This is a genomic window from Paenibacillus sp. ALE2 (assembly GCF_054113385.1).
This window is the reverse complement of the sequence record NZ_CM134213.1, coordinates 4,714,780-4,741,181: the sequence shown is the minus strand read 5'-3', so window position 1 is coordinate 4,741,181 and position 26,402 is coordinate 4,714,780. Positions and strand designations below refer to the sequence as shown.

26 protein-coding genes are annotated in these 26,402 nt (G+C 43.0%); 21 read left to right on the top strand and 5 right to left on the bottom strand.

The features are described from left to right. Positions 1-57 precede the first annotated feature (57 nt). The 4 genes from ACXHJ1_RS20440 (at position 58) to ACXHJ1_RS20425 (ending at position 5,492) form a co-directional block, all read left to right on the top strand. Complete coding sequence (locus tag ACXHJ1_RS20440) at positions 58-1,347, top strand: glycoside hydrolase family 27 protein (RefSeq protein ID WP_090891209.1); 1,290 nt, start codon at positions 58-60, stop codon at positions 1,345-1,347. A gap of 238 nt (positions 1,348-1,585) precedes the next feature. Further along, complete coding sequence (locus ACXHJ1_RS20435) at positions 1,586-2,629, top strand: carbohydrate kinase family protein (RefSeq protein ID WP_031463462.1); 1,044 nt, start codon at positions 1,586-1,588, stop codon at positions 2,627-2,629. A gap of 98 nt (positions 2,630-2,727) precedes the next feature. After that, positions 2,728-3,423 (top strand): P-loop NTPase family protein, encoded by a 696-nt coding sequence (locus ACXHJ1_RS20430; RefSeq protein WP_017428508.1) that lies wholly within the window; start codon positions 2,728-2,730, stop codon positions 3,421-3,423. A gap of 323 nt (positions 3,424-3,746) precedes the next feature. Then, on the top strand, positions 3,747-5,492 hold the full coding sequence (locus tag ACXHJ1_RS20425) for a proline--tRNA ligase (protein WP_457905137.1): 1,746 nt from the start codon (positions 3,747-3,749) through the stop codon (positions 5,490-5,492). Here the strand turns inward: ACXHJ1_RS20425 and ACXHJ1_RS20420 are convergent. Further along, entirely contained in the window at positions 5,489-6,253 is a 765-nt protein-coding gene (locus ACXHJ1_RS20420; protein ID WP_031463465.1) for a spermidine synthase, read from the bottom strand. The two genes, ACXHJ1_RS20425 and ACXHJ1_RS20420, sit on opposite strands and share 4 nt — an antisense overlap. 189 nt (positions 6,254-6,442) lie before the next feature. On the opposite strand from ACXHJ1_RS20420, the gene ACXHJ1_RS20415 reads away from it, so the two are divergent. From ACXHJ1_RS20415 to ACXHJ1_RS20400, 4 genes are all read left to right on the top strand, one after another. Next, a complete protein-coding gene (locus ACXHJ1_RS20415) occupies positions 6,443-7,162 on the top strand; it encodes a YebC/PmpR family DNA-binding transcriptional regulator (RefSeq protein ID WP_457905136.1) in 720 nt (239 codons plus the stop codon). 169 nt (positions 7,163-7,331) lie between these two features. After that, entirely contained in the window at positions 7,332-7,916 is a 585-nt protein-coding gene (locus ACXHJ1_RS20410) for a TetR/AcrR family transcriptional regulator (RefSeq protein WP_025364796.1), read from the top strand. A gap of 163 nt (positions 7,917-8,079) precedes the next feature. Next, entirely contained in the window at positions 8,080-8,508 is a 429-nt protein-coding gene (locus tag ACXHJ1_RS20405; protein ID WP_025364797.1) for a nuclear transport factor 2 family protein, read from the top strand. A 74-nt stretch (positions 8,509-8,582) separates the two neighbouring features. Continuing rightward, on the top strand, positions 8,583-9,443 hold the full coding sequence (locus ACXHJ1_RS20400) for an NmrA family NAD(P)-binding protein (protein ID WP_457905135.1): 861 nt from the start codon (positions 8,583-8,585) through the stop codon (positions 9,441-9,443). A gap of 13 nt (positions 9,444-9,456) precedes the next feature. On the opposite strand, the gene ACXHJ1_RS20395 is transcribed toward ACXHJ1_RS20400, so the two are convergent. From ACXHJ1_RS20395 to ACXHJ1_RS20385, 3 genes are all read right to left on the bottom strand, one after another. Then, positions 9,457-10,647, bottom strand: a complete 1,191-nt coding sequence (locus ACXHJ1_RS20395) for an oxalate decarboxylase family bicupin (protein WP_029514310.1) — start codon at positions 10,645-10,647, stop codon at positions 9,457-9,459. 89 nt (positions 10,648-10,736) lie between these two features. Continuing rightward, positions 10,737-11,216: a Cys-tRNA(Pro) deacylase gene (gene ybaK / locus ACXHJ1_RS20390; RefSeq protein WP_016818974.1), complete on the bottom strand. Its 480-nt coding sequence runs from the start codon at positions 11,214-11,216 to the stop codon at positions 10,737-10,739. A 16-nt stretch (positions 11,217-11,232) separates the two neighbouring features. Beyond that, the gene (locus tag ACXHJ1_RS20385; protein WP_090891228.1) at positions 11,233-11,568 is read right to left on the bottom strand and encodes a ribosomal protein L7/L12; all 336 of its coding nucleotides are present in this window, start codon (positions 11,566-11,568) and stop codon (positions 11,233-11,235) included. Positions 11,569-11,887: 319 nt separating this feature from the next. Between ACXHJ1_RS20385 and ACXHJ1_RS20380 the strand changes: the two genes are divergently transcribed. The 9 genes from ACXHJ1_RS20380 to ACXHJ1_RS20340 all read left to right on the top strand — a co-directional run bounded on the left by ACXHJ1_RS20380 (position 11,888) and on the right by ACXHJ1_RS20340 (position 22,105). Next, on the top strand, positions 11,888-12,796 hold the full coding sequence (locus ACXHJ1_RS20380) for an ROK family protein (protein ID WP_031463469.1): 909 nt from the start codon (positions 11,888-11,890) through the stop codon (positions 12,794-12,796). Positions 12,797-13,055: 259 nt separating this feature from the next. Then, on the top strand, positions 13,056-14,471 hold the full coding sequence (locus tag ACXHJ1_RS20375) for a glycoside hydrolase family 1 protein (protein WP_016818977.1): 1,416 nt from the start codon (positions 13,056-13,058) through the stop codon (positions 14,469-14,471). A 156-nt stretch (positions 14,472-14,627) separates the two neighbouring features. Beyond that, positions 14,628-15,215 (top strand): sugar O-acetyltransferase, encoded by a 588-nt coding sequence (locus ACXHJ1_RS20370; RefSeq protein WP_019687167.1) that lies wholly within the window; start codon positions 14,628-14,630, stop codon positions 15,213-15,215. A 166-nt stretch (positions 15,216-15,381) separates the two neighbouring features. After that, positions 15,382-15,933, top strand: coding sequence for a phosphodiesterase (gene yfcE / locus ACXHJ1_RS20365; protein WP_107735026.1), 552 nt, complete (start codon positions 15,382-15,384; stop codon positions 15,931-15,933). 116 nt (positions 15,934-16,049) lie between these two features. Beyond that, positions 16,050-17,081 (top strand): agmatine deiminase family protein, encoded by a 1,032-nt coding sequence (locus ACXHJ1_RS20360; RefSeq protein ID WP_025364805.1) that lies wholly within the window; start codon positions 16,050-16,052, stop codon positions 17,079-17,081. A gap of 29 nt (positions 17,082-17,110) precedes the next feature. Beyond that, entirely contained in the window at positions 17,111-17,986 is an 876-nt protein-coding gene (gene aguB, locus ACXHJ1_RS20355) for an N-carbamoylputrescine amidase (RefSeq protein WP_025364806.1), read from the top strand. 141 nt (positions 17,987-18,127) lie between these two features. Continuing rightward, a complete protein-coding gene (locus tag ACXHJ1_RS20350; protein WP_019687171.1) occupies positions 18,128-18,658 on the top strand; it encodes a hypothetical protein in 531 nt (176 codons plus the stop codon). 288 nt (positions 18,659-18,946) lie between these two features. Then, complete coding sequence (locus ACXHJ1_RS20345) at positions 18,947-20,968, top strand: oxidoreductase (protein ID WP_031463474.1); 2,022 nt, start codon at positions 18,947-18,949, stop codon at positions 20,966-20,968. Positions 20,969-21,184: 216 nt separating this feature from the next. Then, positions 21,185-22,105: an aminoglycoside phosphotransferase family protein gene (locus ACXHJ1_RS20340; RefSeq protein WP_457905134.1), complete on the top strand. Its 921-nt coding sequence runs from the start codon at positions 21,185-21,187 to the stop codon at positions 22,103-22,105. A gap of 47 nt (positions 22,106-22,152) precedes the next feature. Here the strand turns inward: ACXHJ1_RS20340 and ACXHJ1_RS20335 are convergent, their stop codons facing one another. Beyond that, the gene (locus ACXHJ1_RS20335; RefSeq protein ID WP_340864668.1) at positions 22,153-22,587 is read right to left on the bottom strand and encodes a hypothetical protein; all 435 of its coding nucleotides are present in this window, start codon (positions 22,585-22,587) and stop codon (positions 22,153-22,155) included. A gap of 175 nt (positions 22,588-22,762) precedes the next feature. On the opposite strand from ACXHJ1_RS20335, the gene ACXHJ1_RS20330 reads away from it, so the two are divergent. The 4 genes from ACXHJ1_RS20330 (at position 22,763) to ACXHJ1_RS20315 (ending at position 26,390) form a co-directional block, all read left to right on the top strand. Then, a complete protein-coding gene (locus ACXHJ1_RS20330; protein WP_016818990.1) occupies positions 22,763-23,212 on the top strand; it encodes an immunity 63 family protein in 450 nt (149 codons plus the stop codon). A 131-nt stretch (positions 23,213-23,343) separates the two neighbouring features. Then, positions 23,344-24,327 carry an ABC transporter substrate-binding protein gene (locus ACXHJ1_RS20325; protein ID WP_457905133.1) on the top strand — a complete coding sequence of 328 codons (984 nt, stop codon included), beginning with the start codon at positions 23,344-23,346 and terminating at the stop codon, positions 24,325-24,327. Positions 24,328-24,360: 33 nt separating this feature from the next. Then, a complete protein-coding gene (locus tag ACXHJ1_RS20320) occupies positions 24,361-25,386 on the top strand; it encodes a FecCD family ABC transporter permease (protein ID WP_102997305.1) in 1,026 nt (341 codons plus the stop codon). Continuing rightward, on the top strand, positions 25,383-26,390 hold the full coding sequence (locus ACXHJ1_RS20315) for a FecCD family ABC transporter permease (RefSeq protein ID WP_457905132.1): 1,008 nt from the start codon (positions 25,383-25,385) through the stop codon (positions 26,388-26,390). Before ACXHJ1_RS20320 ends, ACXHJ1_RS20315 begins: the two co-directional genes overlap by 4 nt. Positions 26,391-26,402 lie beyond the last annotated feature (12 nt).

The following is a 26,402-nucleotide window of genomic DNA, read 5'->3' as shown; positions in this document are numbered from 1 at the left end:
GGGTTGATGAGATTTGCGGTAACAGGTTAAGGTCTAACAGATGAAAGGATGAATTCAATGGAACATCTTTTGACAGCGCATACACCACCTATGGGATGGAATAGCTGGGATTGCTATGGCGCAGCAGTAAGGGAAGAGGAAGTACGGGGAAATGCTCAATATATAGCGGAGCACCTGAAGGAGTATGGATGGGAATATGTAGTGGTGGATATTCAATGGTATGAGTCGGGAGCAGTATCTTCACAGTACCGACCATTTGTTTCATTGGAAATGGATTCATTTTCACGTCTGATTCCAGCGGTGAATCGGTTCCCTTCGGCAGCAGACGGTCGTGGGTTCCATGCTCTTGCAGAATATGTGCATAGTTTGGGATTGAAATTCGGGATACATATTATGAGGGGCATCTCTAGACAGGCGGTTCATCAGGATACCCCGATTTTGGGAACTACAGCTACGGCCAGACAAATTGCACATCCTAACTCTATTTGTCCTTGGAACACAGATATGTATGGGGTAGATGCATCCAAGGAAGGCGCACAGGAGTATTATAATTCTTTGTTTGACCTGTATGCGGAATGGGGTGTCGATTTTGTCAAAGTAGATGACATTGCTGCATCACGTCTCTATGGTATTCATTTGGCGGAAATCGAAATGATTAAGCGGGCTATCGCCCAATGCGGACGTCCGATGGTGTTAAGTCTATCGCCTGGTCCCGCACCGCTGGAACATGCATCTGATTTAATCGCAAATGCGAATATGTGGCGTATGACTGATGATTTCTGGGATGTATGGCCTTTACTGTATGGTATGTTCGAACGCTGCGAGAAATGGGCGGAACATGTAGGTCCAGGTCACTGGCCGGATTGCGACATGTTGCCGCTCGGACATTTAGGTATTCGTTCGGTAGATTCAGTAGATTCTGGCAGTCATGATCGTTGGACACGCTTTACGAAGGATGAGCAGCTGACGATGATGACCTTATGGAGCATTTTCCGGTCTCCACTGATGTTCGGAGGAGAACTGCGTGATAATGACGCATGGACACTTTCATTGCTGACGAACAAAGAAGTGCTCGATGTTCATCACAACGGTGTGAATGCGCGACAGGTCTACAGAAAGGATGAACATATCGTTTGGACTTCTCACAATGAGGAAGGTCACGTATATGCGGCTTTATTTAATGTTGGAGATGAAGCTTCAACAGTCCGTGTATCCCTACAGGAGCTTGGAATTGAAGGGCAGGCAAGTGCCAGAGACTTGTGGAACCATGTGGATTTAGGTGTTATAGTGCAGGAACTGTCCGCAGATTTACCCCCTCATGGAGCTGCTCTATTCTCTATAAAATAACAGGATGCTAGGAAGAAGGATCTAAGCTGCAAGTTCAGTTCTAGTCATCTTATCGTAATGTGGAGGGTATCTTTACGATGAGGTGACTTTTTTAGCATGTGTAACTTTTTGATATTTTAACGGACTCGACATGATTCTTGGGAATTTGACATTTAGAACATGTTAGGTTTATAGAGTGCCTATTTCTGCACAAATTTAAATCATTCTAGCCGAATAGAGTCGAGAAAGGAGTCAAATGATGAAATTAAAAAAAATTCACAAAAATGAACAGGACGAGCCTTGGCCCTCTAGCGAACAAATACTGTGTATAGGAGGGGCAAATCTGGATCGTAAAATCATGGTTAAGGGTACATTTCAGCTTCACACCTCCAATCCGAGCAGCACTAGGCTGCAATCTTGCGGTGGGGTAGCACGGAATGTAGCTGAAAATTTAGGGAGGTTGAGCCGACGGGTCAGCCTGCTAACCGCAGTTGGAGATGATGCGGAAGGCGAATTTATCATCGAACAGTCTAGCCGTTACATGCATGTGATTCCTCTTCAAGTCAAAGGTGAGTCGTCAACTGGCGTTTATACTGCCTTGCTAAACGAGCATGGTGAGATGATTGTAGCGACAGCAGAAATGGAGATTTATGATCAGATTCGTCCTTCAGTAATTTTTGAAAATATTCCTTTAATCGCCTCGTCCCGACTTGTTCTGCTGGACACTAATTTCTCTATGAACGTAATAGCGGCCACCATACATGTCTGTCAGGAACATCAGGTTCCGCTTGTCGTTTCATCGGTGTCAGCTTCCAAGATGAGAAAGCTTCCCCGAAATTTGCATGGGGTGGAATGGCTGGTATGCCAACCGGAAGAGGCTGAAGCTTATTTGGGACTGGAACTTAAAGATGACCAGCAGATATTGGACGCAGCTCGAGTTTTTCACAAACTAGGGGTTCAAAATGTCATTATTATCTGCGGTGCTGAGCATGTGTTGTTTGCTTCTCAGGATGGAACTCATGGACAAATCCCTATCCCTCCAGTTCAACAGGTCATTGATGTCACAGGCGCAGATGACGCGTTTATTGCCGGGATGATTTATGGAATTACCCAAGGTTATCCTATGGAGCAAGTGTGCCAGTTTGGAATCAGTTGTGTCGACTTAACCATACAAACGGATCGGACAGTCTCAGACACCATTTCTGTGAATAAACTCCATTCTAGGTTCCAGGAGCTGTATGGCACACATTCGCAAAATTTTGTATTTTTTAAGGGTGTGTATTTTAAAAAGAAAAATACATAAGTAAAGAAGAGAACACTTAACCTACAACAGCGTGTATTTAGAGCTTCACAGATGTAATGATCTCAAATATTGAATGTATAAAAGGGGCAGGTTGTCTGATGGACAGTGTGAAATACGCTATTGTTTTTCTGCCGCTGTTTCTTCTTTATTTGCTTTTAAAGGGAGGGGCTTTGGCAGTAGGATTTCTATATCGACTGATCTATTCAACGCTAACCTTACGTGGGGAAGTGAGTGACGAGCTTCTAGCTGTGCAGCATGCTAAACGTATTATCGTAATCGGCTCACCGGGGAGCGGCAAGACTTTTTTGGCCAAACGACTGTCGATGTGGACTCATTTGCCGTATATTTCGTTGGATGATTTGTATTGGGGACCGGAGTGGAAGCGGAGTACAGACAAACAATTTCATAAACAGCTGGGTGAAGTCCTGCAAGGGGAAGAGTGGATTATCGAAGGCAATTATCATGAACGTTATTTTACCGAGCGACTCCAGCGTTCCGACACAATCATCGTAATGGATGTCAGCACGATTGAGGCGATATCAGGTGTTATCACGCGTTCGCTTAACCGTTTTTTATTTTCCAAGGAGCTACCCAAAGGAGTAGAGCAAGAAGCCGTTCGTATTTGGGATATTTCACCTCGGTTTGTCCGATTTGTTCTGGGTTTTCGCAGGCGTATCCGTCCTAAAATATGGCCGCTCATTTTGCAATATGGTAATGAAAGGAATTTGATTATCTTAAAATCTAAATATCGTTCATGTCCTTGGCTGAGCCCAGATAGACAATTATCTCCTTGACTTGAATCTGCGTTTCGTGTAAAGTGGTGAAAATTGTAATATATAGGAATAGTGTAGACCAAGGATCAAAGGTTCAATTACCCGCTGTACAGAGAAGAAACCCATGGGCTGAAAGGTTTCTCGCCGCGAATGAACGTTTTCCTGCCTTGCGAGCTGTAACGGTGCGTAAGATAAACCGTTACCGGCCAGATACCGTTATCTGAAGAAGGACCGTACCGAATATGGTTACGGTCAAATGAAGGGTGGTACCACGACACATTCGTCCCTGACGGATGTGTCTTTTTTGCGTACATTTTATCGTTCTTACAAGGAGGAAGCCACACATGCGCCAAAGCCAATTATTACTGACAACCTTGCGTGAAGCACCTGCAGAGGCCGAAGTGATTAGTCATCAGCTTATGCTGCGGGCAGGATTTATCCGCCAATTGGCGGCTGGAATGTATACCTATATGCCACTGGGCAGACGGGTACTCAGAAAAGTGGAACAAATTGTACGAGATGAGATGGATCGTGCAGGAGCTGGAGAATTGCTGATGCCTGTATTAAAGCCAACGGAACTGTGGCAAGAATCGGGGAGATACGATGTGTACGGTTCAGAGCTGATGCGTCTGCAAGATCGACATGATCGGGAGTTTGCATTAGGGCCTACACATGAAGAGGTCATTACGTCTTTAATACGAAATGAAGTGAATTCCTATCGGAAATTGCCTGTAACACTGTATCAAATTCAAACCAAGTTTCGGGATGAACGACGTCCTCGGTTTGGGTTGCTTCGCAGCAGAGAATTTTTGATGAAGGATGCCTATTCGTTTGATGCCAATTGGGAGGGACTAGATCACACTTATTGGGCCATGTTCCAGGCATATCAACGTATTTTCACCCGCTGCAGTCTGAATTTTCGCGCCGTCGAAGCAGATGCTGGTGCTATTGGTGGTGAAGGTGAAACCCACGAATTTATGGCGCTGGCTGATATAGGAGAGGATACCATAGTGGCGTGTACCTGCTGTGATTATGCTGCCAATCTTGAAAAGGCAGAGCCACGTTCTACGGGGAGCATAGGAATATCTTCTGTCTTCGATGAAAATGAACATGACAGCCATCCTTCTATCGATACAGATGAAATGGAAAAACTGTATACTCCAGGTCTGCGCACCATAGATCAACTGGTTGATACCCTTCACATAGAGCCCCAAGAAATCATCAAAACATTGATTTATATGGCTGACGATCAGCCGATTGCGGTAGTTGTCAGAGGAGATCATGAGGTCAACGAAGTAAAAGTTAAACAAATTTTAGGTAGTGAAAAATTCGAAATAGCAAGTGCAAATGCCGTCACAAAGGTGACTGGAACCCCACCTGCGTCCATAGGCCCATGCGGCTTGACAATCCCTGTGTGGGTGGATTACGCCGTTGTCCAAATGTCCAGCGGTCTTGCAGGCGCGAACGAGCAGGACTACCATTATCGGCATGTGAATCCAAGGCGTGATATGGATCTTCGGCATGTGGCAGACTTGCGCAATGTTATAGAAGGGGATAGATGTCCTCGATGTGACGAAGGGAAATTGGAACTCCACCGTGGAATTGAGATTGGACACGTATTCAAACTGGGCACCAAGTACAGTGAGAAGCTAGGGGCGACCTTTCTAGATGCGTCCGGAACCGATCAAGCGATGATTATGGGCTGCTATGGTATTGGCATTTCCCGAATCCTGTCCGCCATTGTAGAGCAGAATCATGACCAGAACGGAATGATATGGCCCCACGCACTGGCTCCGTTTCAGGTTCATATCATTCCGATTTCAGTGAAAGACAGGCTTCAGATGCAAATAGCCGAGGAGCTATACAGCCAACTACAGGATCGCGGTATAGAGGTTCTGCTAGATGATCGTGACGAACGTCCAGGAGTTAAATTTAAAGATTCAGATTTAGTAGGTATTCCCGTGCGCATCGTCGTTGGTAAAGATGCTGAACACGGAAAAGTAGAATTCGTAGAGCGAAGAAACAGCAACAAAGAGTCGATTCATATCCATGATGTAGAGAGAAGAATATTGAGTCTCATACAACACTAAGCATCTGTATCCCGCAGAATATGACCTTCTCCAAGTGTAATCTCATGAAAGTCCGCCATCTGACGTGCCTGAAAACGAATGGGCTTGTCTCGACCTATCATAATGATATTTTGAATGTCGGCAACGCCTTCCGATGGTAGAGAGAACGTTGTGACATAGGCGAATTCTTCACGCAACGTTGTGTGAATGGCATGGACTAGATGATCGTGTTCACTTTTGCCCATTACATTCATAATTAGCGATCCTTCGGAATCCAGCTTTTCTTTAGCCATCTTGAAAAATTCCCAGGATACTAAATGCAAGGGTGTACCCTGCTCCGTGAAGGCGTCCAATATAATATAGTCATAAGCATCCGGGGCCTCCTTCTCCAGGATGCGACGTCCATCGCCAATAGTCACATTGTTCTGGTCGTACCCAAAGAATGTTCGGCTGAATTCTACCACTTGCGAATCCAGCTCGGCAATCTTAAAGCGTTTATCTGTAAAGTGACCCGCAATCGTGCCTATACCATGCCCGATAACAAACACGTCTTCAAATGACGGATCGTTCAGCTCCATAAGATGGATGATTGCTCTGGGATATTCGAACAGAATGCGTTGCGGATGATTCAAATCTAGCGCACCTTGGACAGCCGCATTTGAAAATTCCATCACACGAAATAACCCCTTTTCACCATACAGCTCCGTGGTTTCATATACCGTGATTTCATGGTTATTGCTCAACTTTTTATATAAGACATCCAAGTGAATAATCTCCTTCAAGTCAGACTTCCTCCTCATCTTAGACATTCATAGGATTGTTGTCCATAGATGAGGAGGATTGTAGGCAGAATTGTTTATTTTTCCATAACGGAGTGTTTGAACTTGTTCGTATGTCCTTTAGGAGATATAATATACAAGGATATAATGAAGTTCGTTGTGTATATTCATACAGGAAGAGAGCGGGATATTATGGGACGTAAGTGGAATAACATTAAAGAAAAGAAGGCATCCAAGGATGCTAATACGAGTCGTATATATGCTAAATTTGGCGTGGAAATTTATGTGGCAGCCAAACAGGGCGAGCCTGATCCTGAATCCAATCGGGTCCTAAGAGTCGTGTTAGAACGTGCAAAAACGTACAATGTACCGAAAGCGATCATTGACCGTGCTATTGAAAAAGCAAAAGGTGCTGGAGATGAAAACTACGTAGAGCTTCGTTATGAAGGTTTCGGACCGAACGGTTCCATGGTCATTGTAGATGCACTGACGAATAACGTGAACCGTACAGCATCGGATGTGCGTTCTGCTTTTACTAAAAATGGCGGTAGCCTGGGCGTGAGCGGATCTGTAGCCTATATGTTTGATTCAACAGCAGTTATTGGTCTGGTAGGTAAAACTCCAGATGAAGTGCTGGAGCTGCTGATGGAGGCAGATGTCGAAGTTCGTGACATCATTGAAGAAGATGAAGCCGTCATCGTATATGCAGAGCCTGATCAATTCCATGCTGTTCAGGAAGCTTTCAAGCGGGCAGGAGTAACGGAGTTTACCGTTGCCGAGCTCACCATGCTTGCCCAAAATGATATTACTCTTCCAGAAGATGCACAGGCTCAATTTGATAAATTGATTGATGCATTAGAAGATTTGGAGGATGTTCAGCAGGTTTACCATAACGTAGACTCTGAGGAATAGTCGGATTGCATCATTTACACCTGAGCGTTTGGATAAAATAAACATTCCTAAACCATCGTATTTCGGTACGATGGTTTTTTTGTAAATAAAATTATATAAAATCAATTTTATTTTCTTGACTGATCAGTCTGTAAAAATTATAATCATAAGCAAGGAGGTGACATGAGGTTTGGGAAGAGCTAAAGAATTTGATACTGAAAGTGTTCTGCGAAAAGCTATGGCTGTATTTGGAGAGCATGGGTATGAGGGAACTTCTCTGACCATTTTACTGGATCAGCTGGGTATAGCGCGGCAGAGTCTTTATGATACCTACGGCACGAAATATGATTTGTTTTTTTCGGCTATTCAGCTTTACATACGTGACAAAACCGAAGCCGTAGTACATCTGCTCAGTCAACCTGGGAGCATTAAGGATGCAATAGCGATGATTTTTAATGAATCTGTTAGAGTCTTGATGGATAAGAGGCTGTCGAAGGAATGCTTTATTATGAACAGTGCTATTGAACAGGCTCCGCATCATCATGAGATCAAAGCTTTTATTACTGAAAACACTGAAAAGCTTGAACTTGCTTTTTACAACGCCCTAGTCCGCGCCCAAAGTGAGGGGGAGATTCATGCTACGGAATCTGAACTGTTGTCAATCGCCAGATTTCTAAATCATGCCCGATTATCGCTGACATTTACCGCCAAGACAGGCGCAAGCCCTGAGGTGCTTAGAGATATTGTGCGTACGACGCTGTCGATTTTGGAGTGATCTTTATAAACGCTTAATAGCGTTTATTTTTTGAATATTCTAGACCGATTAGTCAAATTTTTTTTGAATATTCTAGACTGATCAATCTAGAATTCTTATGTTTAATTTCTGTCTTGAATTAGTTTTAAGCAGGAACTAAAAATAATTATGCGAGGTGTCTACTATGACAATCAATCCGAATACCGACAAAGCAAAACAGCAAGCGCAAACAGTCATGCATAAATTTATGAGCAACATGTTAGAAGAAAATATGGAGCAATGGATTTCATTATTTGATGATCACGCTGTTTTCGAGTTCCCTTATGCGCCTAAGCATTTTGCACAAATGCTTCAAGGCAAAGCAGCGATTTACGAGTATATTAAGGAATTTCCTAATATGCTTCGGATTCAGGATTTCTCTTCACCAATTATCCATACGACAACGGACCCGGATTTATTCGTGGCCGAATTTGCCTGTGAGGCGCAGGCTGTGAGCACAGGTAAACCGTATAATCAAACCTACATTTCTGTTATTAAGTTGAAGAACGGAAAAATTACTCACTACAAAGATTACTGGAACCCTTTGGTCGCTCTTGAAGCCTTGGAATCATGAATGAAAGAGTTCAAGCCTCATGGAGATATGAAAATCTAGACTAAGATAAAAAATTTAAATAGGAGTTGAATTTTATGAAAGACAGAAATATAACGTTGATTACAGGGGCAAACGGCAAAACAGGCAGCCGTGTAGCTGCCAAACTTACGCAACTTCAGTATCCAGTACGTTTGGCTGGGCGTACTAAACCTGGCAATTGGGAAGAAGAAGATTATGTATATTTTGATTGGTATGATGAATCAACACATACACAGGCGCTGATGAATGTAGATAAAATTTATTTGGTAGTACCTGTGTTGGACGTCAATCCCGCCAAAGTGATGATTCCTTTTATTGAGAGGGCCTTGAGAGAAGGAGTGCAAAGATTCGTGCTTTTAGGCAGCGCATCTGTGCCTGAGGACGGGCCAGTATTTGGACCTGTGCATCAAGCACTTCGTAGATTAGCTCCAGAGTGGGCTGTATTACAGCCATCCTACTTTATGGAGAATTTCACAGAAGGCCAGCATGTGGAAACGATCAAAAACAACAAGGCCATTTATAGTGCAACCCAAAACGGGAGAATAGGCTTCGTAAGTGCAGATGACATTGCAGAAGTGGGAGTGAGGGCTCTTATTGACGATAAACCACACAACACAGCTCATGTCATCACTGGACCTCAAACACTAACATATAACGAAGTGGCTGAAATTATTGGGAAATCAACAGTCCAACCGATCCAGCATATCTCTTTGTCTGATGAAGAGTTGAAAGCGGGCATGGTTCGCGCTGGAATGCCTGAAGAATATGCAGATATGCTGGCAGGATTGGATAGAAGGATACGTGAAAACGGAAGTGAAGACCAAGTGACTGATACCGTTAAGCTTGTCACTGGGCGCTGTCCGGTCTCATTTGAGCAGTTTGTCCTGAGCCACGGAAACAGCTGGAAGACATCATGACGAAGTGATTCCTTTATTTATTTTTAGGGTCATAAGAGTAACCAGGATACTTGACGACGGGCCATTTGACCTTTCGTAAATTAGAGATTACATCAGAACCAACATGTAAATTACTTTGAATCAGTTCTGTAGGCGTAAGAGCCATCCATTGATTTAAGGACACATCTGCAAAACGGTCACTTTTAAACATTTCAAGAAACCATAGTGTGCTGGAGCCAGTATTTTGAATGTAATGACCATAAGCAAAAGGCACATATCCAACATCCCCGGCCCTAAAATCAAATGTACGTGCTGCACCATTACCGCCAAAGACAGTCATCCGTCCTTGCCCTGCAAGGTAGTATTGCCATTCATCATTATTGGGGTGCCAGTGCATCTCTCGCATGGCTCCGGGTTCAATCTCAACCAGGGCAGCTGCGATAGTTTTGGAAATCGGAAAATTGGAGGAGTCGACAATCCGTACGCTTCCGCCCGGTGTTTTGATCGGGGGCTGAGCTAGTAATTCATGCTTAAAGGATAGGGGCAACGTCCCATAGGGAGAGGGAACCGCTTGACTTTGGATTGAACCGGGAACGGAATCCTGATAGATGTAGACTTGGTCTTGAGGAATGGCTGCAAAATCGGTTTCTGGAATCCCGAAATTTGCAGAAATCACCTCTTTGGGAGTATGGGCGAACCAATCTGAGATGGATAAGGTGTTCAGATCGGAAAAACTGCCATCATCGAAAACCAGCAAAAACTCACAGCCTTCTTCAAGGCCCTGTATAGAATGCGGGATGCCTGGTGGAAAGTACCAGAGATCGCCTGGGCCCACATCAGCAATAAAATTACGTCCATCTTGGTCAACTGCCGTAATACGTGCACTTCCTAACAGCATATAAGACCATTCTGCCTGCTGATGCCAGTGAAGCTCACGGACACCGCCCGGTGTCAAACTCATGTTCACTCCGGCAAGAGTTGTGGCAATGGGTAACTCCCTTACTGTAACTTCTCTTGACCACCCACCATGATTAAGCTGCATATGAGCATCTGAAAAAGAAAACCGCATATTCGGTATGAGACCATTGTCCGTTACGGGAGGAACCAGCATATCCGGATTTTGTAAATCCCTCATCACATCACGTGGACCCTTGTCGATGCCCCCTGCACCATCACTTCTGATGGGTTGGGGGATTCCGACTTTCTTTGAGCAATCATTATGCATCATTTGATCTTCCTCTCTAGGTTGAAGCATGATGAAGCATAGGATTAAGAGAAAATACGCATAAAGATTTTATGATGACATGATGAGTTTTATACCGTGTGCGATAGATCTGTAAACTGTGCTTGAATGATTTGAGCCAAATCGTGCGGACTCAGTTCCAGCTGAGTTCCAATTTTCCCGCCGCTTACAACGATCGTTTCCAGTTCAACTGCGGGCTGGTCGATATAAGTGGGGTAGAGCTTTTTCATTCCTATGGGAGAGCAGCCACCGCGAATATATCCTGTATGCTTTTGCAACTCCTTAACAGGAAGCATTTCAATTTTTTTCTCTCCCGCAGATTTGGCAGCCTTTTTGAGATCAAGCTCTTTATGTACAGGAATCACAAAAACAAACAGATTTTGTTTGCTATGTGCAACCAAGGTTTTGAAAACGGATTCCGGTGCTCTTTGGATCTTTTCGGCTACGTTCATACCGTCTATTTTTCCATCTTGATGGTCATAACTCAAAATATTGTAGTGGATGTGTTGCCCGTCTAATATGCGCATGGCGTTTGTTTTGCTGACACTCATTTTAATTCTTCCTTTCTTAAAGCTTTTCCAAATGATCTACATAATCTTTTGCATCCTTAAGAGACAGATCCTTAGCGATTCTTAATTCTTTTATGGCTTGAATCTTATTTCCTTCCCTGATCAGTAGAAGCAGCCTTTGATTGATTTCTTTTGAAGCTTCTGCGTCTAGGAAATGTGGAGGAGGGGGAGTAATTGTACTTGACATCGATGTTTCCGTTGGTCCTGAACGGTTCTCAAGACGCTCCACATCGGATTTCAAATCATTAAGTCGAGATTGAAGACGGTAGACCTTGAACAAAAGTATGACGGAGAGGATCAACGCAATGATTGCTACATATTCGCTAGTTGCCAATAGAATCTCCCTTTTCTTGTTAGTTTTATCACTAAATTTTTGTCTCTTATCCATAGTATATCATGATGATCGACTAATCGAATGGAGAATCATATTCTTGCGTACGGGTTGTGCAAATTGACTTATTGCAGACCGGGCGTTATATTACAGCTTATTATTAACCTTTTAATAATCACTTCAAAAGGGGTGTATTCAAATACAACCAGTCTCCAATAATACCATTCGGGTCAAACGAATTAATGTAGAGCTAGTTAAAAACACACTGAAATCCAAGGAATTTGCAACCAAGTCGTCTATAGCCAGTATTACAGGACTTAGTGTGGCAACCTGTGGGAATATTCTGAATGAGCTTCTTCAAACCGGAGAAGTATTAGAGATGGAATTGGAAGAGTCGAGTGGCGGTCGCCCGGCTAGACGGTACAAATATAACGCTGATTATTCCTATATTATTTGTTTAACTGTGAAAACAGAAGGAGGAGTACATTCTCTTACTTATGCTGTGGCCAATATGCTTGGCGATATTATCGCAGAGAATACATCCGTTGTGCCGCATATTGATTATGAAGTCATAGATGACCAAGTCGGAGAGCTAATTCATACCTATGGAAACGTCAAAGCCGTTGGTATTGGCATTCCGGGGGTTGTTCATCAAGGGGTTATTGATGTCTGTGACCTTGATCTGCTGATAGGAGTCCCTGTAGGACCACGCCTTCAAGATAAATACGGGTTAGAAGTCACCATTGAAAATGATATGCATCTGACCGTCTATGGATTTTATAACATGCAAAATTATGATGAGGACAAAACCTTTGCTATTGTTACGTTTCCCAAGGATAATTTTCCGGGAGCGGGTTTTATTGTCGATGGACATTTGTTAAAAGGAAATACCAAATTTGCTGGGGAAGTTTCCTTTTTACCCTTTGGCATAACGAGAGAGGAACAGCTTAAACAGTTAAATAGCACACAGGAATTTGTTCCTTTGGCGATCAAAACGATAACATCCATTATTGCGATTATAGACCCTGTATCGATCGCTTTGACTGGAGAGTTATCTAAGCCAGCACTGTTGGATGATATTTATAACGGCTGTCTTAAAGATGTACCCAAAGAACATATGCCTGAGATTTTTGTAAAAAACGATACGCACGATGAATACATGTATGGGTTGATTTCAGTTACCCTTGAAAGCCTGACCTACAATTTACAATTGGTGGAAAAAAGAAAATAGAAGCCTTCCGCTTTGAAGAATAGCTCACCCAGTTACAATTGGTAATTAACGGATAGATGGGTCGGGACGTTGTTATAAATATGGAAGTAAGTATTGGAGATAATACGATTATAGACTCTGCAAGTTTTTAAAATAATACTTGACATGAAACGCGTTACAAACCTTAAGATTCAATTAGAAGTACTTTATAAACATTAGCGTAGAGGTAACGTGTTTATGTCCTAGTTAATGAAAAAACATCAGCAAAGGCGGAGAAAATATGAGTACACAGTTTCCAAAAGATTTCCTGTGGGGTGGAGCAGTTGCTGCTAATCAACTCGAAGGTGCTTATCAAGAAGACGGAAAAGGCTGGTCCATTCAGGATGTAACTCCTCGTGGTGGTTGGGGGCCGGTTACGGATGTACCAACAGAAGATAATATGAAGTTGATTGGTATTGATTTTTACCATCATTATAAAGAAGATATCAAACTTTTTGCGGAAATGGGCTTTAAAGTGTTCCGTACTTCCATAGCTTGGTCACGTATCTTCCCTAAAGGGGACGAGTTGGAACCTAATGAACAAGGCTTGCAATTTTATGATGATTTGTTTGATGAACTTCATAAATATGGCATTGAGCCACTCGTTACATTATCTCACTATGAAACACCTTTACATTTGTCCAGAGAATACGATGGTTGGGTAAACCGTAAGCTTGTTGATTTCTATGAGCGCTATGCAACAACTGTATTTAATCGCTACAAAGATAAAGTAAAATACTGGTTGACATTCAATGAAATCAACTCCATTCTTGAAGCACCCTTCATGAGTGGCGGGATTAGCACACCAAAAGATCAACTTAGTGAACAAGATCTTTATCAAGCTATTCACCATGAGCTGGTAGCGAGTGCAAGAGCGGTAAAAATCGGTCATCAGATTAATCCTGATTTCAAAATTGGTTGTATGGTACTGAGTATGCCTACTTATCCGCTGACACCTAATCCAGACGATGTAATTGCAGCAATGGAATTTGATCACAGAAACATGGCATTTGCCGATATTCATGCAAGAGGTCAATATCCAGGTTACATGAAACGTTTCTTCAAAGAAAACGGAATCTCTATTCATTTTGAGCCAGGTGATGCTGAAGATCTGAAGCATACGGTTGATTTTATCTCGTTCAGCTATTACATGAGTACTTGTGAGACTGCAGACGAAGCTAAAAAAGTCAAAGGTGAAGGTAACATCCTCGGTGGGGTGAGCAATCCGCATCTCGAGGCAAGTGAGTGGGGCTGGCAAATTGATCCGCAAGGTCTGCGCTATGTGCTGAATACATTCTATGATCGTTTCCAAAAACCACTGTTCATCGTTGAAAATGGTCTGGGCGCTGTGGACGAGCTTATCACCAATGAAAAAGGTGAAAAAACGGTTGAAGATGACTACCGGATCAACTATCTGAATGATCATTTGGTTCAAGTTGGGGAAGCGATTGAAGATGGAGTAGAGGTTCTGGGCTATACATCTTGGGGCTGTATCGACCTTGTCAGCGCGTCGACTGCTCAGCTTAAAAAACGTTATGGTTACATTTATGTTGACCGTCATGATGATGGCAGCGGTACACTTGAAAGATACCGGAAAAAATCGTTCCACTGGTACAAAGAGGTTATTTCCACAAACGGTGGAAGCTTGAAACGCTAATTTATTAATAAACCAGTAACTAAATTATAAAAAACATAATGATGTTTTTTACGTGGCGACCGCCTCTGCTTTATTATGGGGGAAGCGGTCGCCAATTTTTTTATGAGCGTCATTTACCACGAGAATCTAACTACATAAACGGAGTGTGGACAAGCGATGACAGAAAAAGAAAAATCACAATTAGGACTCCTATACAATGCTAATTATGATGAAGAATTGATTGAGGAACGTCTATACGCCAAAGGTCTCTGCTACGAATATAATCAGCTCCATCCTAGAAATATGGAAGAACGAGAAACACTCATCAAAACTTTACTAGGAAAGACAACGGATAGATTCTTGATTGAGCAGCCTTTTGTGTGTGACTATGGGTATAATATCGAAATCGGTGAAAACTTTTATAGTAACCACAATACGATCATGCTTGATGGGGCAAAAATAGTGTTCGGTGATAATGTATTTGTTGCTCCTAACTGCGGATTTTATACTGCGGGTCATCCTCTTGATGTGGAACAACGTAATGAAGGGTTGGAAATTGTATTTCCAATTACTGTGGGTAATAATGTTTGGATCGGTGGTAATGTTTGCGTTCTGGCGGGCGTCACGATAGGGGATGATTCAATTATTGGTGCAGGAAGCGTTGTTACCAAAGATATTCCCTCTGGTGTGATTGCCGCAGGGAACCCTTGCAAGGTCATCCGTAAAATTACCGAAGATGACAAGCACAAGTATAAAAGAAATTAACCATAAAACTACAGTTCATTTGGAACTGTAGTTTTGCGTCTTTACAGAGAACTACCAAACGTAAAGAAACATTTTTGCACAGATTTGTTCAGGGAATAATGTAATAATGAACGTAAGAGGAATATTTCCAAATTACTATGGCCTATTCAGAAAGGAAGGAAAAACTATGAAATTAATGTTTATATCAGATATTCACGGTTCACTGTATTGGTTGCAATTGGCACTGGAAAAGTTTAGGCAGGAGAAAGCTGACCGCCTTGTCTTGCTTGGAGATTATATGTACCATGGACCGCGTAATCCGTTACCGGAAGGATATAACCCGGCGGAAGTGGCTGCTATGCTGAACCAATATAAATCCCACATTGCGGTGTCGGTACGCGGGAATTGCGATGCAGAAGTGGATCAGATGTTGCTGGATTTCCCGATGATGGGTGATTATGCTTTACTGTACCATGAAGGACGGCGAATATATATCACGCATGGACATGGTTTTAGTATCGGAAATTTACCGCCACTAGAAGCGGGTGATGTATTCATTCAAGGACACACTCATATTCCGGTAGCAGATGTGGAAAATGGGGTCTTTGTACTGAACCCTGGTTCAATCGCATTGCCAAAAGAAAACTATCCATCCTCTTATGGTGTGCTGGAGGGAGCACAATTTACCGTGAAGGATTTTGATGGCAGTACGGTGAAAGCAATCACCTTTTCAAAGTAATTTCTCAAATTTCAATGTAAATTATTAAAACTTTTCCGCTTCGATTGAGACAAAGATCATATTATTGTATGATAGGAGCGGAGTCTACATTCTGAAAAGAAAGAGAGTTTCAATACATGCAAATTAAGGATTCACATTATAAGATGCCGCCTGAATGGGCGCCACATGAACGTACGTATATTTCCTGGCCTGTAAAATCTTCAATGGTTTACCCCGATATGCATGCCGAGGTATGTAAGGGTTATGCCGAAATCGTAAGTGCTATGGCGGAATTTGAACCAGTTACCGTAGTCGTAAATCCAGATGATCTGGAGAGCGTTAAAGCGCTTGAGCTCGGGGAACAGGTAGAACTGTTACCGATAGAGCACAGCGATGCGTGGCTACGTGATAACGGTCCAACTTTTCTGACGGATGAGCAGGGTCAGTTGGCAGGTATTAACTGGAAGTTTAATGCTTGGGGCGGCAAATATGCTCCATGGGATCTGGATGACCAGGTTGCGCCGCAAATACTGGACAAACTTGGAGTTCCGCGGTTAGATGCACCGCTAGTAATGGAAGGCGGCTCACTGCATGTAGATGGCGAAGGTACTCTAATTACAACCGAAGAGTGCTTGCTCAATCCCAACCGCAATCCGGAATTAAGCCGAGAAGAAATAGAACGGTACGTATGCGAATATACAGGTGCCGAGAAAATTATCTGGCTAAAACGTGGACTCAGTGGCGACGAAACGGATGGTCATGTGGACAATATTGCTTGCTTTGCTGCTCCTGGCAAGGTCATTATGCAAGTATGTGATGATCCTGAGGATGAAAATTATGAAATCACGCAGGAAAATCTGCGTATTCTAGAGCAAGCAACGGATGCCAAAGGTCGTAAGCTGGAAGTGATTCAGATCGGCCAACCGCCGCGTGTGGATTATGAAGACAGCCGACTGACACTGAGCTATATTAACTTCTACTTTGTGAATGGCGGCATTATTTTGCCTGTGTTTGGCGGAACTGCTGCTGAGAGTGATCTTGCAGCCCAGCAAGTGCTGTCAAAATTATTCCCGAATCGCAAGATCCGCACTGTAGATGGTATGGCAGTTATCCGTGAAGGCGGTAACGTACACTGTACAACCCAGCAGATGCCTGCTGTAAAGCGTTGAACGATACAACATTTATAAGGAGGACTAAGGTGAGAAAAGTAAAAGTGGCAGCAACTCAAATGAGCTGTTCTACCAATATCGAAGAAAATATCAGCAAAGCAGAGAAGTTGGTACGTGAAGCGGCGGCCCAAGGCGCGCAAATAATTTTGCTGCAGGAATTGTTCGAAACTCCATACTTCTGCCAGAAGGAAAAGTCTGATTATTATGTATATGCAACTGAGTTGGAGCACAACAAAGCGGTTAACCATTTCAAGAAGATTGCCAAGGAATTGCAGGTTGTGCTGCCAATCAGCTTCTACGAGAAGAAGAACTATGCTCGTTACAACAGTCTTGCTGTTATTGATGCAGATGGTGAAGTGTTAGGTAAATACCGCAAAAGCCACATCCCGGACGGCCCTGGGTATGAGGAAAAGTTTTATTTTAATCCGGGCGACACCGGTTTTAAAGTGTGGAATACACGTTATGCCAAAATCGGAGTAGGCGTGTGCTGGGATCAATGGTATCCTGAGGCGGCCCGCTGTATGGCGCTTATGGGCGCAGAAATTTTATTTTACCCGACAGCGATTGGTTCAGAACCACAAGATTCCTCCATTGACTCTAAGGATCACTGGCAGACTTGCATGCTAGGTCATGCAGCTTCCAATCTGATTCCAGTCATTGCTTCCAACCGTATCGGAAAGGAAACCGATGAAGAATCCAGCATCAATTTCTACGGCTCATCCTTTATCGCTGGCCCTCAAGGGAATAAGTTGGCAGAGGCTGGTCGTACCGATGAGGAAGTGCTTACCGCTGAATTTGATCTGGACGAGCTGGAAGTAGGACGGATCGAATGGGGCATTTTCCGTGATCGTCGTCCCGAACTATACAAAATGATTGCCACCTATGATGGTGATCTAAAAGTATAATCTGTATACAGATAGATATATTTCCCTTGCCGTTAAGCCGTGATGTTTCTTTTTTTGAACTCACACGGCTTTTCGAGCGGGGGATTTTTGGTTTCTAAATGGGAGTACATCTTGTGATAGATCGGAGGAAGGAGAACAGCAATGAGGCATAAGAGGATAGACCAATCGTTAGCACAGTTCAAAACTTCGACAGAAGAAAATCAAGAATGGGGATACTCGCGCGCAAGAGATATGGCTATTTTGGGCTTTTGGGACGAGTACACGCTATCTGCGCAGCGTTTATGTGAACGAATGGCTACCGAAACCCATCAAATGAGACCTTCTGAGTACGTTCCGTTCCCAACTCAGTTTGAATGGCTGGAACAAGGAGAAACAGACTTGATTATAGATGGAATATGGTCAGCTGATTTACATGGTGATCATTGTCTGTTTGTGAATATTGGGGAGCATCACCCAGAACGGCATACATCGATTGAAGCTTATATTTACGATACGCAGGTGATAGATGAGGGATTCTTCCTTCAATATCTGAACACCTCTCCTAAAGCCAAAGCCTACACACCTTCATTTAGCAAAAATGGATATGCTACAATGTGTGAACTGTTGGACAGATATGTTAGGGAAGGTATATTGGAGCGTAGGCCCTACGGTTTCAAAAGAACGGATACATAGGTGAATAACGAATAAAGTATGATTTGGGTTTGAGCTGAAAGGAACATTTCTTAAAGGATGGTTCCTTTTTTTATGTAGGACTACATTTTATCTATAGACTGAAACTATGATTCAGTACATAAAATAGCATTAGAATTTATAGATCGAATAATATAAAATCAAGTCATAAGGAATAATCGTACTCAATAAAACTTCGATATTCTTTAAAGTGAAAAAAATCACATGTAAGAGTTATGTAATGAAACTTGAAAATGAATGAAATTTGCAAAACTGCAAGGAGGAAGAACTATGAACCACTATCCTGCGATATTTGAACCTCTGACCATACGGCGTATGACCTTGAAGAATCGGATTGTAATGCCCCCGATGGGAACCAACTTTGCTGCCATGGATGGAAGCTTTGTTCAGGATCATATTGACTATTACGTACAACGGGCCAAAGGGGGGACCGGCCTGATCACAGTAGAAAATGTTTGTTTGGATTTCCCAATGGGTACGAACGGAACAACCCAGCTGCGGATGGATAATGATCAGTTTATTCCTGGACTGTTTAGATTAACAGAAGCTCTGCACTCTTACGGAGCATGTGTTTCTGTACAAATTAACCATGCGGGTGCTTCGGCTTATGCTGGACGACTGAACGGAGTCCAACCCGTTTCTTCTTCGAATATTCCTTCTAAAAAGGGTGGAGCGATTCCAAGACCTTTGCAAAAAGAAGAAATTTATGCCATTGTGCGTAAATACGGAGAAGCAGCGGGAAGAGCACAGCGAGCAGGATTTGACTGTGTTGAAATTCACGCGGGACATTCCTACTTGCTGAGTCAGTTTCTTTCGCCGGTGTACAATAAACGTACGGATGAATTTGGCGGCAGCGCAGAAAACCGTACTCGTTTTGCCAGATTAGTCATTGATGAAATTCGTTCAGTGGTGGGTCCATTCTTTCCCATTTGCTTACGTTTTAGTGCGGAGGAGTTTACAGAAGGTGGGAATACCTTGGAAGATACACTGGAGTTACTGGAGTATCTCAATGATGAGGTAGATATTTTGAACGTTTCTGCAGCTCTAAATGATTCCATTCAGTACCAGATTGACGGGATGAACCTGCCAGATGGTTGGCGCTCTTATATGGCTAAAGCAGTAAAAGATAAATTCGGAAAGGTCACGATGACCTCAGGTAATATACGGAGCCCACAGGCTGCGCAGGACATATTGGAAAGAGGTGACGCTGATCTTCTGGCAATGGGCAGAGGCTTGATCGCAGAACCGAACTGGGTACTCAAAGTGCAAAACGGCTACGAGCATTTGCTTAGAAAATGCATCTCCTGCAACATTGGTTGTGCCGATCACCGTATCTCCAAAAGTAAACCAATTTGCTGTACGGTAAATCCAGATTTGTTCAAGGAAGCTGAATACCGGAAACAACGAGTTAGAAACAATGTCCAAGTCGTTGTGATCGGTGGGGGTACCGCGGGAATGGAAGCGGCCTGTACAGCGGCTGAGGTAGGCTGCCAAGTAACCCTCTTTGAAGAAAAGGCAGAACTGGGTGGCCTTGCGCGTGATATTGCACGCTTACCAGACAAAACGCGTATCAATGACTTCCCAGATTATCTGATTCAGCGCACCAAGCAATTAACCAATCTGAATATTGTCACAGGCACACGAGCAGATCTGACGATGATTAGTGCTCTGAACCCTGATATTATTGTTAATGCAACGGGGGCCAAACCGCTGCTTCCACCGATTGCAGGTCTGCACGATCAACTAGGAAAACCGGGTACAAAAGTATTTTCTATCTTTGATCTGTTGAACAATATGGAGAACTTTCAAGAGTTTGAAGGCAAACGTATTGCTGTAGTGGGTGGCGGAGCCGTGGGACTGGATGTTGTAGAATATTATGCAGAGCGCGGGGCTCAAGAAGTTTCCATTATTGAAATGATGCCTTTATTGGGTAAGGACCTGGATATGATTACCCGCATTTCAATGATGAAAATGGTGGAGGAACGAGAAGTGAACGTCCATACAGAGACAGCTTTGACGGAAGTGTGCAGCGACCGTTTCAAAGTAAAGCGTGGAGAACAGGAGTTTGAGATTCCTTTTGATCTCGGATTCGTATGTTTGGGTATGCGTTCATACACTCCGCTGATGGATAGCTTGCTTCAATATGGAAAAGAGCATCAAGTGGAAGTTGTAAACATCGGAGACAGCAAACAAGCGCGTCGTATTATTGATGGTACACGTGAAGGTCGGAATATTCTGAAAACCATTCAACGAGTAGACGAATTTAAAAATGAGTTTTCCTATGCTTACTAAATTGAGGGTATAAGTGATAGGTACTTATGATAGGTAATTATAATGGGTATTTATGATAACAACTCATTTTATAGTCAGGTTGAAGAGACAATTTGTCTTTTCAGCCTTTTTTATTTGGGTTTATGCTGGCAAGAAGATTGATTCCTCCCTCATTTTGAAGGTAAACTATGGAAGGCATAGCAAGCAAGGCTATTATTAGCGTGGGGGGATGCGAGCGTGAGTCAACTCTTTAGTGAAATACCGGGTGCCAGCGCATGGAGCAACGTGCAAGAAATACATAAGGGCTGGTCCAGTGACAACAAGTATCATATTCAAACCGCTGACGGTAGGGAGTTACTATTGAGAATTTCCGATTTCACCCAATATGACAAGAAACAGCGAGAATTTGAATCCGTAAAAAAGCTGCATCATATAGATAATATTCTAATGTCCCGTCCGCTTGATTTTGGGATATGCAACAGCGGACAGTCGGTATACTCTTTATTTACCTGGGTCAACGGGGAAGATGCTGAAGGTGTTATCCCATCGTTAAACGCCGAACAACAGTATCAACTCGGGGTTCAGGCGGGAGAGGTATTGGCTAAATTGCATGAGATTCATGCAGAGCAGGACCTGGTCCCATGGGCTGAACATTATAATACCAAAATCAACAGATATATTAGAAACTTTAAGTCATGCGGTATTGTTTTAAAAGGAGCAGATCAAACGATAAGCTTTATTGAACAAAACCGTCATCTATTAGAAAATCGCCCCCAAACATTTCAGCATGGGGATTATCATGTCGGTAATATGGTGGTTACCCCATCTGGTGAATTGGGGATCATTGATTTTAATAGGCTGGATTATGGTGATCCCTGGGAAGAATTCAACCGTATTACCTGGTGTGCAGGATTAAGCCCATTATTTGCTTCAGGTCGTATTCACGGTTATTTCCATAATGATGTACCGGATTTATTTTTTAGATTAATGGCACTGTATATTGCAAGCAATCAGCTTTCATCGATTCCCTGGGCCATTCCATTTGGCAAAGAAGAGGTAGACGATATGGTACAACGAGCTGAAGAGGTTTTGGAGGCATATGATTACTTTCAAAACTATATCCCGAAATGGTATCTACCTAGTTGTCCTGACTTGTAAAATATGAAGACCGCCGCTCCTGAGAGTGACGGTCTATTTATAGTGCTTTATGATTGTTTCTTAATCTTATAGGTGAATTCCCAAACGGCTTGATGACCTGAGTATCGTCCACGATTTTCAGTAACAGTGACTCTTAACTTAACAGTAGAACCTTTGGAAGAAACCGAAGAGACCTTTACATTTTTCGTGGTTTCGCCTACATCAGGAATTTTGTCTTGTTCCTCAGCGTACGCATACAGCTTAATGCTACTACCCGACTTGGCTTTTACTTTTACACTGTTACCTTCACTAATGGACTGACCAGCCACCTGGGCAGCGATGGCCCAATCGTTGCCTACATGGTCATTCGAGACCAAGGTTGCTTGCTGAAACGTAACGATATACGTGGATGTTGCTGAAGCTGCGAGCGCGTACGTTCCATTGAAGATCAGGGATACCACTACCAATAAAATAGCCGATGCTTTCGCCCATACTTTATTCATTTGCCTCTCCCCCTTCAATTTGAAATATCGAGGAAAATCCCTCTATTCTAATTATCGTTTGCAGTAAAAAGAATTGTTAATGGTTGGTAAAAAAAGTTTGGTATTTTATTGCATTACTTATAACCTAATATGATGATGACTTAAATTTTAGTATAGAAAAGGAAGATGAAATAGGATGAGAAAAATATACAATGAACAAGAAATCATAGAAATGACCGTTAAGCTGCTCGAACAAACTTCGATGTACGAAGAACAGTATGAGCAATATGTAAGCCGACCTTTCCGTACAGGTTTTTATGATGATCTGAGTCCGCATGTGAAAGTTGGCAAACAGGGGTACACGCTCCAAATGTATGAAAGAGGCGTACAGATGCTAAATAAGCTTACGAAAGATGTAGAGGATGTGATGTATTGGATCATCGAAGATACGATTCATATCATTGCTCACCTAAATCTGCTTCGTAAATATAAAGTAGATAACCGAAATACTCATCTAAAATATACCAAGGAGATCATGAAGGAGCTGACAACTGCAATAAATAAAGCATTTTATGAAATTGGAGGAATCTATCAGGAATGGCATGAAGCGAATAGAAGGGCAACGTTGGAAAATCCATTAAAGTAACTAAAACGTAAAGAAACAGTTGACAATCTTGGAGGTGAAATTTACAATTTTATATTAGTGATAATGATTATCAATATCATTAATTTGAAGTATGCTCTACAATTACAATATGTTAAAGGAGAATTTACAACATGCATTATATGATGAGCAAGAAATTTCACATGATTTTATGTGCACTATTCGTAATGATCTTCGTTATTCCAGGATGTGGCAATGCTGGCAGTTCCTCAGATTCATCTGCTCAACCTGCATCTTCGGCGAAGGAAGAGGCAAGCAGTGAGTCTGGTACACGTACAGTATCTACGATAAAAGGAGATGTAAAGGTGCCCGCTAACCCCCAACGGGTAGTGGTGAACTGGTATATTGGCGATGTATTCACGCTGGGAATCAAGCCAGCTGCGGTATTTGGTTGGAAACAAGAAACCATGCCTTATTACGATAAGTTTAGCGGGATTCCTGTTATTGAAAAGTGGGAGACCGAGGAAATTATGAAGTACGATCCGGATCTCATTATTACATATGATACAAAGGATTATGATAAGCTGTCCAAAATTGCACCTGTTCTTGTAATACCTGAGGGTAAAATGACATCTGTGGAACGGATGAAATTCCTTGGTCAGGCCACAGGACATGAAGCAGAAGCGGATAAAGTGATTTCACAGTTTGAAAGCAAGTTGAGTGAGGCCAAAGAAAAACTAAATTCCGACATATTCAAAGACAAAACGTTTAGCATTTTTGAGGACTGGGGCAGTGGCTCCTACGGAATATATTATGAAACAGGCTCACGTGGAGGAACGTTGCTTTACGATTATCTAGGACTTCACAAACCGGAAAAGCTCAACACATTGGTTAAAAATTCTGGAGAGGGGAGAGGTTCTTTATCCTATGAGGTAGCTGCTGAATACTTTGGCGATTATGTCCTGTGGTTTAAGCAGGAAGGCAAAGAATCCGAATATGCGAAAACCAAAATCTGGAGCAGTATTCCAGCCGTCAAAAATGGGCACATCATCGAAATTCCAGCGAAATATGCAGGACTGTTCTACTATTCGGACGTTGCTAGTATGACAGGACAGCTAGATTATATTATTGGCAAATTACTGGAACAAACGAAGTAATGATGCATAATTGACCAACTAAGGGTGTAATCAATGTCTACTCACAAAGAACGAAATAAAAAAGGAATATTTCATTTTGTAAGCTACATGATTGTGGGCGTGTTTCTGCTCATGATAGTTTCCGCAGCATCCATCACCTTTGGTGCTGCGGAAATGAGCTTGAAGCTGGCATGGGGGGCTGTATTTCAATTTGATCCCAATATTACGGAACACCAAATTATTCATACATTGCGTTTTCCACGCACTGTGGCGGACATCATTGTTGGGTGTAGCCTAGCTGTGTGCGGGGCGATCATGCAGGGAACGACTCGCAATCCATTGGCCGACTCGGGACTCATTGGTATAAGCTCAGGCTCGACATTTGCTATTGCGCTATGTATGGCCTTTTTGCCAGGGCGCACCTATGGTGAAACCATGCTGTATTCTTGCTTGGGCGCAGCAATCACCACAGGAATTACGTACTACATCGCGTCTATAGGCAAACGGGGGATGACGCCTCAGCGCTTAGTGCTAGCGGGAATGTCCATCTCTATGCTCTTTGGTGCGTTCAGCACTTTTCTCGCAATTAAGTATGAGATTGGTCAAGCACTTGATTATTGGTCTGCTGGTGGTACAGCCAGTGCCAAGTGGAGTGAACTGGCTTTCATTTCACCACTATTTGTAGTGGGCTTGGTCTGTGCTATCGCCCTGTCTCCCTCCATTACGATCTTGAGCTTTGGAGAGGAGGTGGCATCAGGCCTAGGAATTCGAGCGAATAGAATCAAGCTATTTTCAACCTTAATCGTATTAATTTTAACGGGGTTATCGGTTATTGTAGTCGGTCCTGTTGGGTTTGTAGGTTTGATCGTGCCACATATTATACGCTATCTGGTCGGTACAGATTATCGATATATTATTCCCGCCTCAGCGTTGTATGGAGCAGTGTTTCTACTGGCAGCAGATTTGCTGGGTCGAATGATTAATCGCCCTCATGAAACGCCGCTAGGCATTATTTTTGCTTTGGTGGGCGTACCCTATTTTCTCTACCTTGTGCGCAAGCAAAGGAGGGAGTTTAGTTGAAGCTGTCCCGTAATAGCAGGGGTATAAGCATTATTTTACTGTTAAGCGTGTTGACACTGCTGGTTGCCATACTCAGTATGAATGTTGGAAAAATGAACCTGTCTCCACTTGAAGTATTGAAGGTCATCACCGGCGAAGGAACGAGCAAGCAGAACTTGATCGTATTTGAATTTCGACTGCCACGTATTGTGCTTTCCGTATTAGTGGGTATTGGCATGGGGATCTCGGGGTGTATTATGCAAAGCTTGCTCAAAAACGACATGGCCAGTCCGGGCACATTAGGCATCAGCTCGGGCTCGGGGTTATTCGTGCTTTTATATATTACGCTGTTCGCTAGTGAGGGATTACTATCGCCTATTATTCTTCCAGGGCTGGCTTTTGCAGGCGGCCTTATGGCAGCCTTCTTGATTTTTATGTTTGCTTTCAGGCGGGGAAGAGACATTTCACCTACAGGCCTAATTTTAACGGGTGTTGCTATGGGGAGTGGCTACAGCGCATTATCGCTGCTATTGACGCTCCGACTAGACAAGCAACAGTATGATTTTGCTCTGCGTTGGCAGGCTGGAGACCTGTGGGGGGACGACTGGAACTATATTATGGTGCTGCTTCCCTGGGTGCTGGCCATCTGCTTTTATGTTTTTTACAGGTCTAACACACTCAATACGCTGAACTTGGGCAATCAGACAGCATCGGGGCTTGGCGTAGCCATTAAAAGGGAATTTATCGGCTTGACGATCGCAGCAGTGGCTCTGGCTTCTGGTAGCGTGGCACTTGGCGGAAATTTCTTTTTTGTGGGGATGGTTAGTCCTCATCTGGCTCGCAGACTGGTAGGTCCCAATCATAAGCTGCTGTTACCTACTACTGCATTGGTTGGCTCGCTCGTTATATTGATTGCTGATACCCTTACACGCACGATCAGTTTTGGTGCTGATATTCCAACCGGAATCATAATCACTATCTTGGTTACCCCTTATTTTCTCTATTTGTTGTCGAAGGCCAGTTAATGTTTAATGAAT

Coding starts and splice junctions, on each gene's coding strand:
- ACXHJ1_RS20440 (WP_090891209.1), top strand. CDS start 58: ATGGAACATCTTTTGACAGCGCATACACCACCTATGGGATGGAATAGC.
- ACXHJ1_RS20435 (WP_031463462.1), top strand. CDS start 1,586: ATGAAATTAAAAAAAATTCACAAAAATGAACAGGACGAGCCTTGGCCC.
- ACXHJ1_RS20430 (WP_017428508.1), top strand. CDS start 2,728: ATGGACAGTGTGAAATACGCTATTGTTTTTCTGCCGCTGTTTCTTCTT.
- ACXHJ1_RS20425 (WP_457905137.1), top strand. CDS start 3,747: ATGCGCCAAAGCCAATTATTACTGACAACCTTGCGTGAAGCACCTGCA.
- ACXHJ1_RS20415 (WP_457905136.1), top strand. CDS start 6,443: ATGGGACGTAAGTGGAATAACATTAAAGAAAAGAAGGCATCCAAGGAT.
- ACXHJ1_RS20405 (WP_025364797.1), top strand. CDS start 8,080: ATGACAATCAATCCGAATACCGACAAAGCAAAACAGCAAGCGCAAACA.
- ACXHJ1_RS20400 (WP_457905135.1), top strand. CDS start 8,583: ATGAAAGACAGAAATATAACGTTGATTACAGGGGCAAACGGCAAAACA.
- ACXHJ1_RS20395 (WP_029514310.1), bottom strand. CDS start 10,647: ATGCATAATGATTGCTCAAAGAAAGTCGGAATCCCCCAACCCATCAGA.
- ybaK (WP_016818974.1), bottom strand. CDS start 11,216: ATGAGTGTCAGCAAAACAAACGCCATGCGCATATTAGACGGGCAACAC.
- ACXHJ1_RS20375 (WP_016818977.1), top strand. CDS start 13,056: ATGAGTACACAGTTTCCAAAAGATTTCCTGTGGGGTGGAGCAGTTGCT.
- ACXHJ1_RS20370 (WP_019687167.1), top strand. CDS start 14,628: ATGACAGAAAAAGAAAAATCACAATTAGGACTCCTATACAATGCTAAT.
- yfcE (WP_107735026.1), top strand. CDS start 15,382: ATGAAATTAATGTTTATATCAGATATTCACGGTTCACTGTATTGGTTG.
- ACXHJ1_RS20360 (WP_025364805.1), top strand. CDS start 16,050: ATGCAAATTAAGGATTCACATTATAAGATGCCGCCTGAATGGGCGCCA.
- ACXHJ1_RS20350 (WP_019687171.1), top strand. CDS start 18,128: ATGAGGCATAAGAGGATAGACCAATCGTTAGCACAGTTCAAAACTTCG.
- ACXHJ1_RS20345 (WP_031463474.1), top strand. CDS start 18,947: ATGAACCACTATCCTGCGATATTTGAACCTCTGACCATACGGCGTATG.
- ACXHJ1_RS20335 (WP_340864668.1), bottom strand. CDS start 22,587: ATGAATAAAGTATGGGCGAAAGCATCGGCTATTTTATTGGTAGTGGTA.
- ACXHJ1_RS20330 (WP_016818990.1), top strand. CDS start 22,763: ATGAGAAAAATATACAATGAACAAGAAATCATAGAAATGACCGTTAAG.
- ACXHJ1_RS20325 (WP_457905133.1), top strand. CDS start 23,344: ATGCATTATATGATGAGCAAGAAATTTCACATGATTTTATGTGCACTA.
- ACXHJ1_RS20320 (WP_102997305.1), top strand. CDS start 24,361: ATGTCTACTCACAAAGAACGAAATAAAAAAGGAATATTTCATTTTGTA.